At 61.5% G+C, this 13615-nt stretch carries 11 protein-coding genes; 5 read left to right on the top strand and 6 right to left on the bottom strand.

Going from position 1 to position 13615, the window contains the following annotated elements; translation table 11 throughout:
* The first annotated feature begins 9 nt into the window (after positions 1-9).
* The 4 genes from QRN46_RS15925 to QRN46_RS15910 all read left to right on the top strand — a co-directional run bounded on the left by QRN46_RS15925 (position 10) and on the right by QRN46_RS15910 (position 4223).
* The gene (locus QRN46_RS15925; protein ID WP_285355807.1) at positions 10-1158 is read left to right on the top strand and encodes a MalY/PatB family protein; all 1149 of its coding nucleotides are present in this window, start codon (positions 10-12) and stop codon (positions 1156-1158) included.
* A gap of 95 nt (positions 1159-1253) precedes the next feature.
* Positions 1254-2111: a glucose 1-dehydrogenase gene (locus tag QRN46_RS15920; protein ID WP_285355805.1), complete on the top strand. Its 858-nt coding sequence runs from the start codon at positions 1254-1256 to the stop codon at positions 2109-2111.
* A 90-nt stretch (positions 2112-2201) separates the two neighbouring features.
* The gene (locus QRN46_RS15915) at positions 2202-2813 is read left to right on the top strand and encodes a Yip1 family protein (protein ID WP_285355803.1); all 612 of its coding nucleotides are present in this window, start codon (positions 2202-2204) and stop codon (positions 2811-2813) included.
* Positions 2814-2861: 48 nt separating this feature from the next.
* Complete coding sequence (locus QRN46_RS15910) at positions 2862-4223, top strand: cation:proton antiporter (RefSeq protein ID WP_285355801.1); 1362 nt, start codon at positions 2862-2864, stop codon at positions 4221-4223.
* A 13-nt stretch (positions 4224-4236) separates the two neighbouring features.
* Here the strand turns inward: QRN46_RS15910 and QRN46_RS15905 are convergent, their stop codons facing one another.
* From QRN46_RS15905 to QRN46_RS15890, 4 genes are all read right to left on the bottom strand, one after another.
* On the bottom strand, positions 4237-4773 hold the full coding sequence (locus QRN46_RS15905; RefSeq protein ID WP_201818638.1) for a hypothetical protein: 537 nt from the start codon (positions 4771-4773) through the stop codon (positions 4237-4239).
* A gap of 74 nt (positions 4774-4847) precedes the next feature.
* A complete protein-coding gene (locus QRN46_RS15900) occupies positions 4848-6767 on the bottom strand; it encodes a hybrid sensor histidine kinase/response regulator (protein ID WP_285355798.1) in 1920 nt (639 codons plus the stop codon).
* A gap of 10 nt (positions 6768-6777) precedes the next feature.
* Positions 6778-9096: an ATP-dependent DNA helicase gene (locus tag QRN46_RS15895; protein ID WP_285355796.1), complete on the bottom strand. Its 2319-nt coding sequence runs from the start codon at positions 9094-9096 to the stop codon at positions 6778-6780.
* A complete protein-coding gene (locus QRN46_RS15890) occupies positions 9093-10745 on the bottom strand; it encodes a VRR-NUC domain-containing protein (RefSeq protein ID WP_011334102.1) in 1653 nt (550 codons plus the stop codon). The genes QRN46_RS15895 and QRN46_RS15890 overlap by 4 nt, the downstream gene beginning before the upstream one ends.
* Positions 10746-10940: 195 nt before the next feature.
* Between QRN46_RS15890 and QRN46_RS15885 the strand changes: the two genes are divergently transcribed.
* Complete coding sequence (locus tag QRN46_RS15885) at positions 10941-11165, top strand: YgdI/YgdR family lipoprotein (protein WP_011334101.1); 225 nt, start codon at positions 10941-10943, stop codon at positions 11163-11165.
* A gap of 58 nt (positions 11166-11223) precedes the next feature.
* On the opposite strand, the gene QRN46_RS15880 is transcribed toward QRN46_RS15885, so the two are convergent.
* Positions 11224-11598 carry a hypothetical protein gene (locus QRN46_RS15880; protein ID WP_011334100.1) on the bottom strand — a complete coding sequence of 125 codons (375 nt, stop codon included), beginning with the start codon at positions 11596-11598 and terminating at the stop codon, positions 11224-11226.
* 159 nt (positions 11599-11757) lie between these two features.
* A complete protein-coding gene (locus tag QRN46_RS15875) occupies positions 11758-13611 on the bottom strand; it encodes a polyurethane esterase (RefSeq protein ID WP_285355792.1) in 1854 nt (617 codons plus the stop codon).
* Positions 13612-13615 lie beyond the last annotated feature (4 nt).

The following is a 13615-nucleotide window of genomic DNA, read 5'->3' as shown; positions in this document are numbered from 1 at the left end:
AGACCGCGCATGACTTTCGATTTTGATCAGGTATTCGACCGCCACGACACCGGCAGCACCAAGTGGAGCCGCTATCCGGCCGACGTGTTGCCGATGTGGGTCGCTGACATGGATTTCGCCGCGCCGCCGGTGGTCATCGAGGCGCTGCAACAACGCCTGCTGCACCCATTGGTGGGCTACAGCGTGGCCCAGGACAATTTGCGTGAGGCGATCGTCGCCGACCTCTGGAACAAGTTCGCCTGGCGGGTCAAACCGCAAGAGCTGATCTTCCTGCCGGGTGTGGAGTCGGGTTTCAACATGGCGCTCAAGGCGCTGGTGCAACCGCAGCAGAACGTCGTGGTGCAAACCCCGAACTACCCACCGCTGCGCCATGCACCGGGCCATTGGGGCCTGAACAAGGTCGAGCTGGAATTCAACGCCCAGGCCGACGGCACCTACGCCACCCCGCTGGACGCACTGCGTGAATCCCTGCACGGCGGCGGCGCCCTGCTCCTGAGCAACCCGCACAACCCGATCGGCAAGGTCTTCGGCCGTGAAGAACTGCAAGCGGTGGCGGACATCTGCGTGGCCCAGGACGCCTGGATCATCTCCGACGAAATCCACGCCGAGCTGTGCTACGACGGTCGCGTACACATTCCGACCGCCTCCCTGAGCCCGGAAATCGCCCGCCGCACCATCACCCTGATGTCGGCGAGCAAGGCCTACAACATCGCCGGTCTCAAGACTTCGTTCATGATCATCCAGGACGCCGCCCTGCGCGAACGCGTCAACCACGCCCGTTGCGGCATGGTCGACAGCGTCAATCCGTTGGGCATGGAAGCCACCCGCGTGGCCTACAGCGAAGCCGGTCCGTGGCTCAAAGAACTCAAGCAGTACCTGCAAGCCAATCGTGACTGGCTGGTGGACGCCGTGCGCAACCGCTTGCCTGGCGTGACCATCAATGTGCCGCAAGGCACGTACCTGGCCTGGCTCGATTGCTCGGCGCTGGATCTGGACGATCCGCAGAAGTTCTTCCTGGACCACGCTCGTGTCGGCCTCAGCCCGGGTCTGGACTTTGGCGACCACAGCCAGCAATTCGTGCGCCTGAACTTCGGCTGCCCGCGTTCGATGCTGGAAGAAGGCATTGCCCGGATGGAGCGAGCCCTCAAGTCCCGGTAATCAAGTCAGGGCAAACCCAAGCGTCAATCCGATCGAACTCAGCGCAAACGGGTCGGGTCAACCGGCCTACCTGCCATGAGACCCGGAGATTGACGATGACCGACTATCCAAAACCCCCGTTCCCTAAACAGGCGCAGCCGGTTCCCGGTTCGCAGCGCAAAATGGAGCCGTATCCTGATTGCGGCGAACAGAGCTACACCGGCTCCGGCCGGTTGGCCGGCAAGATCGCCCTGATCACCGGTGCCGACAGTGGCATCGGCCGTGCGGTGGCCATTGCCTTCGCCCGCGAAGGTGCCGATGTAGCGGTCGCCTATCTAAATGAACATGAAGATGCCAAGGAAACCGCGCGCTGGGTCGAACAGGCCGGTCGCCAGTGCCTGTTGCTGCCCGGTGACATTGCGCAGAAGGCCCAGTGCCAGGCGTTGGTGGATCAAACCGTTGAGCGCTTCGGCCGCATCGACGTGCTGGTCAACAACGCGGCTTTCCAGATGACCCACGAAACCTTTGAAGAGATTCCCGATGACGAATGGGTGATGACCTTCGACGTCAACATCACCGCGATCTTCCGTCTGTGTCAGGCCGCCATCAAACACATGGGACCTGGCTCCTCCATCATCAACACCAGTTCGATCAACTCGGACATGCCCAAGCCCACCCTGCTCGCCTACGCCACCACAAAAGGCGCCATCGCCAATTTCACCGGCGGACTGGCGCAAATGCTCGGTCCGAGGGAGATCCGCGTGAATTGCGTGGCACCGGGGCCGATCTGGACGCCCCTGATCGTCTCGACCATGCCCGATGAAGAGGTGCAGAACTTTGGCGAGCAAACACCACTCGGGCGGCCCGGCCAACCGGTGGAAGTCGCGCCGATCTACGTGCTGCTGGCGTCTGACGAAGCCAGCTACATCACCGGCCAGCGCTATGGTGTGACCGGCGGCAAGCCGATGCTCTGAACCATCCGCCGAAAAAAGTGAACCGCTGGACAAGGCGACCTCTCCATACCTTCATGGCCCGTTCGGGTTGCGAGAGATCAGGAGGTCGTCATGTCCGCACCTATCGTCAAACTCTTCAATCAGCCGAACTTCGCCTGGACCGACATCCGCCGCGAAGAAGAGGCGCATCCGCGTCATTACCTGGCCCACTTGCTGTTGCTGGCCCTTGTCCCGGCGGTGTGCCTGTTCATCGGCACCACCTACGTCGGCTGGAGCCTGGCGGTGGGTGAAACGGTCAGGCTCAGCAGTGCCAGCGCCTTGCAGCTGAGTATCTTGCTTTACATCACCATCGTCGTTGGCGTGGCGATCATCGGTGGTTTCATCCGCTGGATGTCGCGTACCTTCGATGCTCGGCCGACACTCAACCAGTGCATCGGTTTCGCGGCATATACAGTCACCCCGTTTTTCATCGCCGGTCTCGCCGGCCTGTACCCCAGCCGCTGGCTGGCGGTGCTGGTGCTTGGCGCAGCTTCGATCTATTCGACGTTTCTGCTGTTCGTCGGCCTGCCGACCTTCATGCACGAGCGCAAGGAACAGGGCCTGTTGTACTCGGCCAGTGTCTGGGGTGTCGGGCTGCTGGTGCTGGTGACGCTGTTGGTGTCGATGATTCTGCTGTGGTTCAACGTGCTGACGCCGGAATACCTGCGCACGACTGCAGGTTAGGCCGATCATGTCGGGGCGGCATCGAACTGACCTTACGGGCCGCGCGTCATGAGCTTCATCATCTGGGTGGCGGTGCTCGGTGCCGTGCTGCTGACCCTGGCGCTGACATCGTCGTACCTGCGCTGGATGCCGGTGACTACCTCGGCTGTTTGCCTGCTGCTGGGCGTCGGCATCGGGCCGGCAGGGCTCGATCTGCTGAAACTGCCGTTGAATGAAGCCTCGTTGTGGATGGAGCACCTGACCGAAGTCGCGGTGCTGTTTTCCCTGTTCGTCTGCGGTTTGAAGTTGCGGTTGCCGTTGCGCGACAAACGCTGGCGGATTGCATTCGGTCTGGCGGGCCCGGTGATGGTGCTGACGATCATTGGCGTTTGCCTGTTGCTGCATTTTGGCCTGAACCTGAATTGGGGCCCTTCGCTGTTGATCGGCGCGATTCTGGCGCCTACAGACCCGGTGCTGGCGGCGCTGGTGCAGGTCAACGATGCGCGGGACGTCGACAGCGTGCGTTTTGGCCTGTCCGGCGAGGCCGGGCTCAATGACGGGATTGCCTTTCCCTTCGTGATCCTCGGTCTGTTGCTGCTGCACGGTGAAGGTTTTGCCACCGAGTGGCCGGATTGGGTACTGCACAGCCTTTTGTGGGCGGTTCCGACCGGGTTGCTTTGCGGCTACTGGATGGGCCGTGGCATTGGTCGACTGACCCTCTCGCTGCGTATCCGCAACGATGACAGCACCCTGAGCCCGAACGACTATCTGGCCCTGGCGTTGATTGCGCTGGCGTATGTGGTGGCTGAATCCATCGGTGGCTACGGATTTCTGTCGGTGTTCGCCGCCGGCCTGGGGTTGCGGCAGGAGGAAGTCAAATCCACCGGCGCCCACCAGCCGCCCGCCGAGCACATGGTGCAACCGGTTGTCGGTCATCAGAACGTCGAGCCGCAGCAGGCGGTGCACGGCGATACCGAACGACTGGAAGACAGCCAGGTGGCGGCCGGCATCATGATGGGCGACATGCTCGCCTTCGGCGGTCTGGTCGAGCGGGCGATGGAAGTGTTTCTGGTCACGCTGCTGGGTGTGGTGCTGGTCAGTCACTGGGACTGGCGGGCGTTGCTGGTCGGCGGCGTGCTGTTCTGTGTCATTCGTCCCGTGTGCGTGGCGTTGATGCCGTGGGGATCGCCATTGGCGGGACGCCAAAGATTGCTGATCGGCTGGTTCGGCATTCGTGGTATCGGCAGTCTGTTCTACCTCTTTTATGCGCTGAACCATGGGCTGGGCGACAGCGTGGGTACGCTGTGTACCGACCTGACCCTGTCGGTGGTGGCGCTGAGCATTCTGCTGCACGGCGTCAGCACCCAGCCGATTCTCGCCCGCTACGAGCGGCGTAAAAAACCGGGCAAACCCAAACACGACCACCTTTGAGCACGGTGGTGCTTCAGCTTCCCGGGTTGGTCACCTGAATGTAGAAGGCATAACTGCCGAGCAACATCCAGAACGTGGCAAAGATCCACGGCGTACGAATGGAAAACAGCAGTGACTTGCGATACCCCTTGTGGCTCGACTCCATTTCGCTGAACAGCGGCGATTCGTCATAAGCCAGGCCCATCAGGGGTTCGCTGCGCAGCAATTCACTCTGCTTGAAATGCCAATGATCAATGATGTCATAGGCGGCACGTATCCCCGGCCAGGCATTGAGCGAACTGAGCAGGCCGAGCAAGGCCAGGAACGGTGGCACCACCAGGGTGAACAGCTTGCCCCACTCGGGGTTGAGGTTGGCCATGCAGGACGCGAAGGCAATCACCAGAAACGATTGCGCCGCCAGGTAAGCGTCGGTGCGGTTGGCCAGGATACTGGTTTCGTACTGGATTTCCCGTCGGTAGAAATCCAGCCGTTCTTTGGGAGAACCGAACATCTTGGCGTTGTGCTCGGTCAAGACTTCTTCGGCGGTCGGTTGGGTCAGTATGCGTGGCACGGGAAACGCTCCGTAAACAAAGCGTTTGGAGGCGCCACGCCCCGGACAAGTTCAGACCGATTGTGCCCCCTGGTTCACTTCATCGACTGGGCGATTATCTCCACCAGATTCAGCTGATTGAACGGTTTCGACAGTCTCGGCAGCCCTGCTGCAAAACCCTCGAGGCGTTCGGCATAGCCGGTGGCGAGGATGATCGGCAGATCCGGCTTGAGCAGGCGCACGGCGTGAGCCAGTTGTGCACCGCTCATCTGCGGCATGGCCATGTCGGTGATCATCAGGTCGATGACCTCGCCCTGATCGAACAGCTCAAGCGCCTGAGCACCGGAGGTGGCGCTGACCACCCGGTGGCCGAGGTCTTCCAGCAGCAGGACCGTGCTGGTGCGCACCAGACTGTCATCGTCCACCACCAACACGCTGAGGCGCGGCACCGTATCGGTGGACACCATCGGACCAAGCGGTTTGGCGACAACACCGTCGACGGCCACCGGCAACCACAGTTCAGCGGTGGTGCCCTGCCCCTTTGTACTTTTCAGAATGAAGCGGCCGCCCAGTTGTTCGATGAAGCCATGGACCATCGACAACCCCAGCCCGGTGCCCTTGCCCAAGCCTTTGGTGGTGAAAAACGGATCGCTCGCCGACGCCAGAGTGGCGGCGTCCATGCCTTCACCGGTATCGGTGACCCTCAGGCACACGTAGCGCCCAGCCGCCAGGCTTGTGTCGTTCTGTTCGAGCACCACTTCGGGTTCGGCACTGATCGTGACGTTGCCTCCTTCGGGCATGGCATCACGGGCATTGGTCGCCAGATTGAGTACCGCAAGCTCCAGCTGATTGCTGTCGGCCAGCACCGCTTGCAGGTCTTCGGGAAACTGCGTTTCGATGCGGATCCCCGGCCCCAGTGAGCTGCGCAGCAGCCCGGTGATGCCCTGCACCAGTTTCGGGATTTCGATCGGTTCGGTCTTGAGCTCCTGACGCCGGGCGAAGGCCAGCATGCGTTGGGTCAGCGACACGCCGCGCAATGCGCCCTGGGTGGCGTTCTCCAGCAGACGGCTGACTTTCGGGTCGTCGCCTACGCGTTTGCGCACGATCTCCAGATTACCGAGGATCACCGTCAGCAAATTGTTGAAGTCGTGAGCAATGCCGCCGCTGAGTTGGCCGATAGCCTGCATTTTCTGCGCCTGGAACAGCGCTTCACGGGTTTTCTCCAGTGCCTGTTGCGCCTCGGTGGCTTCGGTCACGTCCCTGGTGATCTTGGCGAAACCCAGCAAGGTGCCGGTCTCGCCACGGATCGCATCGACCACCACATGCGCCAGAAACCGCGTACCGTCCTTGCGCAGGCGCCAGCTCTTGTTCTCGAAACGGCCCTCACGCACCGCGGTTTCCAGGGCCCGTTGGGGCTCACCGGCCTCACGGTCTTCCGGGGTGTAGAACATCGAGAAGTGCTGGCCGATGACCTCATCCGGCTTGTAACCCTTGATCCGCTGCGCGCCGGGGTTCCAGTTGGTCACCCGGCCTTCGGGGCTCAGCATGTAGATCGCATAGTCGGTGACGCCCTGCACCAGCAGGCGAAACTGCTGTTCGCTCTGTTTGAGGGTTTCTTCGGCCATCTTGCGGTCGGTCAGGTCGCGGGTAATCTTGGCAAACCCGAGCAGTTGCCCGCTCGGGCTGAAAATCGGGTCGATCACCACGTGGCACCAGAAATGCGTGCCGTCCTTGCGTACCCGCCAGCCTTCCCCCTCGAACCGGCCTTCACGAATTGCCGTGTCGAGTGCCCGCTGTGGCAAACCGTTGGCACGGTCTTCATCGGTGTAGAACCGGGAAAAGTGTTCGCCGAGGATCTCCGCCTCTTCATATCCCTTGAAGCGCTTGGCGCCGGAGTTCCAGCTGGTAATGATCCCCTCGGGGTCGATCATGTAGATCGCATAATCGACCACCGCATCGATCAGCAAACGAAAACGCATGTCTTCGATTGCAGCGGACTTCTTGTTCTCGCTCATCAGGCTTGGCTCAAAGCAAATTCTCAATGACAGGAGTATGCGTCAAACCGGTGGAATGGACAGCCGCTTCTGCTTGATCGATTTGCCACCAGCGCGGCAGCAGTTGTTTGATCCGGCTTTCGGCAAAGCGATCATCGATCAGCATCACCACGCCGCGATCCTGCTGGGTACGGATCACACGTCCGGCGGCCTGCACCACTTTCTGCACGCCGGGGAACAGGTAGGTGTAGTCGTAGCCGGCTCCAAAAATTGCGGCCATGCGCCGCTTCATCTGTTCATTGACCGGGTTGAGCTGGGCCAGTCCGAGGGTGGCGATGAACGCGCCGATCAGCCGTGCGCCGGGCAGATCGATGCCTTCACCGAATGCGCCGCCGAGCACGGCAAAACCGACGCCCTGGCTGTCGGCGGTGAATTGATCGAGAAACGCCTGACGCGCCCCTTCGTCCATGCCCCGGGATTGCTGCCACCGGGTGATGTGAGGGTGGCGCTCGGCCAGCAACTGCGCGACCTGTTGCAGGTAATCGAAACTGCTGAAGAACGCCAGGTAGTTGCCCGGACGTTCACTGAACTGGCGGGCGATCAGCTCGACAATCGGTTCCAGCGATGCTTGCCGGTGCGTGAAACGCGTGGAAATCCGGCTGACGATCTGCACCTGCAATTGTTCGGCGCTGAACGGCGACTCGACGTCGATCCAGACCGTGTCGGCCGGCGTGCCGAGCAAATCCGCGTAATAGTGGCGCGGACTGAGGGTGGCGGAAAACAGCACGCTGCCACGCGCCGCGGTCAGGCGCGGGCCGATGAACGCCGCCGGCACCACGTTGCGCAGACACAGTTGCGATAGCGGGCGTTTGCGTTCGAGATCGCGTTTGCTGATGTCGAACAGGTAATGCGCGTCGAACAGTTCCGCCACCCGACCGAACTGCAGCATCTCGAAGTAGAAGTTCTGCAATCCGCTGTCGAGCCCTTGCGGGTGATCGTTGAGGTAGTCGCCGATGCTCGCCGTGCAGGATGAGAGCGCCTGCAGCAGTTTTTCCGGCGCCTTGTCGTAGGCCTGATACGGCGCCAACTGGTCATTGTGCAGCGCGTTCCATTCACGATTGACCCGTTGCAACGACTTTTTCAGGACGTCGGGCGCGGTTTTGCGCACGCTGCCCAATGTCGCCTGATCGAGGGTGGCGCTGTACATCTGCCGCCCGCGCTCGACCAGGTTGTGCGACTCGTCCACCAGCACCGCAACGTTCCATTGATTGAACTGGGCCAGACCGAACAGCAGCGCGCTGAAATCGAAGTAATAGTTATAGTCCGCCACCACCACGTCGGCCCAGCGGGCCATTTCCTGGCTCAGGTAATACGGACATACCGCATGTTGCAAGGCGACCTCACGCAGCGCGGCCTGATTCAGCAGGCGCAATTGGCTGGCGGCTTCGCGGGCAGCGGGCAAACGGTCGTAAAAGCCCTGGGCCAACGGGCAGGATTCGCCGTGACAGGCCTTTTCCGGGTGTTCGCAGGCCTTGTCCCGGGCGACCATTTCCAGCACCCGCAGGGGCAAGGTTTCGCTGTGATCGAACAGCACTTGCGCCGCATCCAGCGCCAGTTTGCGTCCGGGTGTCTTGGCGGTGAGGAAGTAGACCTTGTCCAGTTGCTGCGGCGCCATCGCCTTGAGCATCGGAAACAGGGTGCCGAGGGTCTTGCCGATGCCGGTGGGAGCTTGGGCCATCAGGCAGCGGCCGGTGCTGACGGCCTTGAACACCGATTCGGCGAGGTGACGCTGGCCGGGGCGAAAGGCAGCATGAGGAAAACCCAGCTGCTGCGCCGCCCGGTTGCGCGTTTCGCGGTGGGCCATTTCCTGTTCGGCCCACGCCAGGAACAAACCGCACTGTTGTTCGAAGAACTGCCGCAGCGCTTCGGCGCTGAACGCTTCGACCAGACAGGTTTCCTTTTCCGTGACGATGTCGAAATACACCAGCGCCAGATTGATCTGCTCAAGCTGCAATCGACAGCACATCAACCAGCCGTAAATTTTTGCCTGGGCCCAATGCAACGAACGGTGATTGGCCGGTTGCTTGCTCAGGTCGCCGCGGTAGGTTTTGACTTCTTCCAGGCAGTTCTGCTTCGGGTCGTAGCCATCCGCCCTACCCTTGACCTTCAATGGCCCGAATGCGCCCTCCAGCGCCACTTCGCTTTGGTAGGCCTCGTTGCGCCGGGACGCCACGGTGCGATGCCCGGCGATGCCCTCCAGCGCAGTCGGTGACGGGGTGAAGCGCAGGTCGAGGTCACCGGTTTTCGCGGTGAATTCGCACAGCGCCCGCACCGCGATGCTGTAGCTCAAGCGCCCTGCTCCGCCCATTGCACGTAACATACGGCGATCGGCATCCGGTGCGTGTGGCAGAACTCCAGCCAGCGCAATTGATTGTCTTGCAGCCGATCGCCCGGGCCTTTGACTTCGATCATCCGGTAGGTCTTGTGCTGCGGCCAGAACTGGATCAGGTCGGGCATGCCGGCGCGATTGGCCTTGATGTCCAGCAGCAGACGGCTGAACCAGTGCTTGAGGTGTTCGGCCGGCAGGCAGGCCAAAGCCTGCTCCAGCAGTTCTTCATTGAGCGCGCCCCAGAAGACGAACGGCGACTGCACGCCCCATTTGGCGGCGAACCGCGCGCGGATGGTGTCGGCATAACGGCCATCGTCAAGTTCGGCCAGACAGGCCTGGAACAGCTCGGCGCGGCGCGGCTGGAAGTCTTCATTGAGCAGATCCACTGGTCCGCGCTGGAACGGGTGAAAGAACGCGCCCGGCAATGGCGCGAAGATCGCCGGCCAGCACAGCAGGCCGAACAGTGAATTGATCAGGCTGTTTTCCACGTAATGCACCGGCCCCGTTTCTTCGTGCAGGTGCGCCTGAACGTGATATTCCACCGACAATGCCGGATCGAGACGCGGCAGGTGCAGATCCAGTCGTTCCACCATGCCCGGCGCCGTACGTTTGATCGGCGGCCCCCCGAGCTTGCGCCGCAAACGCGGCAATATCCGTTGCAAGCCTTGCTGTTCGGTGGCGGTTTCCGGCGCCTGTTCGGCAATGAACGCCAGTTCCAGGGCAAGCGCATATTCGGCGCTGCGCTCCAGCACGCGGATCATCCGCAATCGAGCGCCGGGATAGGCGCAGTCGCGATAGATCTTCAGGGCCAGGGCGAATTCGCCGAGGCGCTCGCAGTATTGGCCGATCTGGAACAACAGCTTGCCGCGCCGGCGTTGCAGCCACGGGTTGTCGAAATGCAGCGCCGCGACCTGTTCGACGATCGGCTCCAGCGGCTCGCCGGCTTCGAAATACAGCTGGCAGTCGTGCAGAAACAGGCAGGCGTCGACGTCCGCGCGGCTGCGCAAGCCCCGGGAATCGGCGCTGAATTCGACTTTCTCATAAGTGAAGATGCCGAGATCGGCGAGCACGAACTCCGACCAGTCCTGATAGAGGTTGCCGAAGAACATCAGGCGAAAACGATCGCACAGGTCCATCAATGTCAGGCTGAGCAGCCGGTCCGCCAGCGCCGGGCACCATTGCCGGAAACTGCGGGGCTCGGGAAATCGGTCGTGCAGCAGCGGCAGCCAGTCGACTTTCTTGCCTCGGGGCTGGTCGATGGCCGGGCCGAAGGCTTGCAGGATCTCGGCCTTGAGCAACACCTCGAACAGATCCGCCATCGACAACGGCGCCTGTTCATCGAGCCAGCCGTGATCCAGCAGCGGTTGCGCCGCCTCGGCGATGTCGCCGATTTCCGGATAATTCAGCTTGCCGGCGCGAAAATGCACGCCCTTGCGCATCACCATCCGCACCAGCAATCCCTGGGATCCGCGCGGCAGTGTCTTGAAGTCGCGGATGAAGGCGTGCTCCGCTTCGCTCATGACATCGGCGTAACGAAGCTCAAGCCAATCAAGCACCTGGCGGAAGTTGTTGAGGTAATAGAACGGGTCGTCGAGGGGATTGGCAGTCACGGTGGTTTCGGGGCCATGGCAAGCGAGTACTGGTTATGCGTACAGATACCAGCCCGCCCCGGCGGGCGCAAACGGAAAAAGATCAATGGCACCTTGAATGCGGTTTTTTTCAGGTGGCCATCGAACTTTTCCCGGCGTAATGGCACCAACCGCGTTAGAGGCCGACAATGGTCGAAATGAACAGGAATGCTGCTTATGAAAATCAAGACTCTCGGGATCCCGTTGGCTGTTGCGGCGCTGCTGACCCTGGCCGGTTGCTCGACCCCGACGGTGGTCACCCTGCAGAACGGCACCCAGTACCTGACCGAAGACATGCCCGATACCAAAAACGAGGACGGCTTCTACGAGTTCAAGGATATTTCCGGCGCCAAAGTCCGCGTACGTGCCGACGAAGTGGCCACGGTGCGCAAAGAAGACTGACGGATAAAACATCAAAAAAGGCTGCGACCCTATGGGATCGCAGCCTTTTTTGCATTCATCAGCGGGGTAATGCCATGCCCGGGAGGGAGTCGTCGCAACTGAAGGGCCGCTCGCCCCGACGAACCAGTTCTTCCTGCAAGCGCTGGCAACGCTGTCGCTCCTGCTGCGCCATGCGGTCGATGCTCAGGTTGCCGGTCATCTCCGGCGTTTTGTCTTCGCCGATGCGAACGGTCACGAACGGTTGTTCGGGCTGGATATGAAAGCGGCTTTTTTTTTCGACGGGTTTGGCGTCTTCGCTTTTGGCCGGCTCTGGCAGTTGATCGGGTGTCACGCCATAGCGGCTCAGAATCGAGCTGTGAGGCAGATCGGCCCAGGCATTGGCCGACAGCAGCACAAGCCCCGCAACACCGATATACCCCTTGAAACCTTTCACGTGTGAATCTCCTGTACTCGTTGGCGACCTTTAGATGACGAACGTTGCCGTCATGGCTTTAGGCCGCATTTCCTGTTGGTGCAGGGATTGGAGTCAGGGAATGGCTGGTGAGTCACTTTTGCTATGGGGAGGGAATACGCTCCCTCCCCACCCTTGTCGTCAGGCGATCACGATCCCGTCGGCACTCAGGCTGTTCAAGGCAACCCCGACCAGCGTTACCGAATCAGCGCCAAACTTCAGCACCGTATCCTGCCCCACCGCCGTGGCGTGTGCGCGCAAGTCGTCGCCCGGCAACACCCCCTGCACGCCGAGGAACACCAGTTTGTCGTTGGCGGTGTAACCCACCACGCGATCCTGGCCGAATGCGCCGTTGAACAGGAAGGTATCCGCCCCGCCGCCCGACTCCATCAGATCATTGCCGGCGCCGCCGACGAACACGTCGTTGCCCGCCCCGCCGATCAGATGGTCGTTGCCGTCCAGCCCGAACAGCCAGTCACCGCTGGCCTTGGCCTTGAGCGTGTCGGCGCCGCCGGTGCCCTTCACGCTCGATTCGTACTGAGTGACGTTGTTGCCGACCTTCAAACCGGTCGCTGTGACGCTGTGGGTCACGTCGTCCTTGAACAGGCCCCAGAGAAAGCCCGGCTCCTTGGTGACGATGCTGCCGATGTCGCGGGTGATGCTGATTCCGCCGTTGGCATCGCGGATGTACAGGTTGCCGGCGCCGTCGTTGGCGAAGTCGAAGCTATTGACCGACTTCTGCAACTCCAGGGTGTTGTTGCCCGAGCCGCCGAGCAGGATGTTGTAGCCCCCACCGTCGCGGAACGTGTCGTTGCCGGCGCGGCCCTCCAGATAATCGTTGCCGCTGCCGCCCTGGATCAAGTCGTTGCCGTCGCTGCCGATGATGAACGTGCTGCCCTTGTGGGTTTCGGCGTTGCGGTTCAGGTCCTGCACCCAGGTGTTGGCCCGCGCCGGATCCGACAGGTTGGCGACGATGATCGTCGAATCCTTGCTGGTCAGGTCGTAGAACTTCGACTCGATCACCCGGTTCATGCCTTCGCCATAAGCGGTCGGCAGATGCGAGATCCAGGTCGGAATGTTGACGATCGAGAACGGCAGCACGTTCCACGCCGCCGAGGCGTAGTGGTCGTTGAAGCTGACGATGTTGTCGGTCGCCGACTCCTTCGGCGCGTCGTGCACACCGAGCGAGGCGCCGGTGAAGTTCGAGCCGTCGAGGGCGCGGAACACCGGATCGTTTTCATAGCCGACGTTGAGCACCTTGTCGGTGCTGCTCTGGGTCGGCGAGGCGTAGGCGATGTAGTTGGAATCCTGGAAGAACCCGCTCCATTTGCTGGTGCTCAAGTCCGCCATGCTGTTGACCGCCAGCCCGCCGAGGCTGTGACCGCTGACCAGCACGTCCTTGCCGCTCAGGCCGTTGGCCTTGGCGAACGCCACCACATCGTTCATCAGGTTGCCAAAGGCCTCGCCGACGTAGTTCTTGGCGTAATCCTTGGGCCCGAATGCGGCGAGCAAGTCGTTGATCACGTCACCGATGGAGTCGCCAATCAGGATTTCCCGTGGGCCACTGGTGCCGCGAAAGGCAATGCCGATTTCCGTCAGATGGCCCTGAGCGTCGTATTTGCCGAGGATTTCTACCTGAGCGCTGGTGTAGCCGGCTTTTTCGCCGAAAAAGGTGCCGCGCGCATCGGTCTTGCCCTCGTAACCCAGTTGCGCGGCGGTGATCGGGGTCCAGCCGGCTTTTTTCACCGCGTCGAGTGCGGCTTTTTCCGAATCGGGGTTCCACGGAATGCCGGGGATCACCCCCTGGGAATCCGTACCGCCGATCAGCGCGGTCACCAGCGTGGCCGGCAAACCGAGGCCGAAGCCGTTGTGCTGATAACCGACGGCAAAGCCGTTATCGAGGTTGTGGTAGGAATACAGCGTAATGGCCATGGCATCGCTGAACAGCGCCTTGGATTCCGCCGTACCGAAGTTCTTGTAGTCATACACACCCATTGCT

The sequence above is a fragment of the Pseudomonas sp. lyk4-R2A-10 genome, assembly GCF_030209075.1.
Taxonomy (GTDB): Bacteria; Pseudomonadota; Gammaproteobacteria; order Pseudomonadales; family Pseudomonadaceae; genus Aquipseudomonas; species Aquipseudomonas glycinae.
This window is presented reverse-complemented; position numbering and strand designations above follow the sequence as displayed.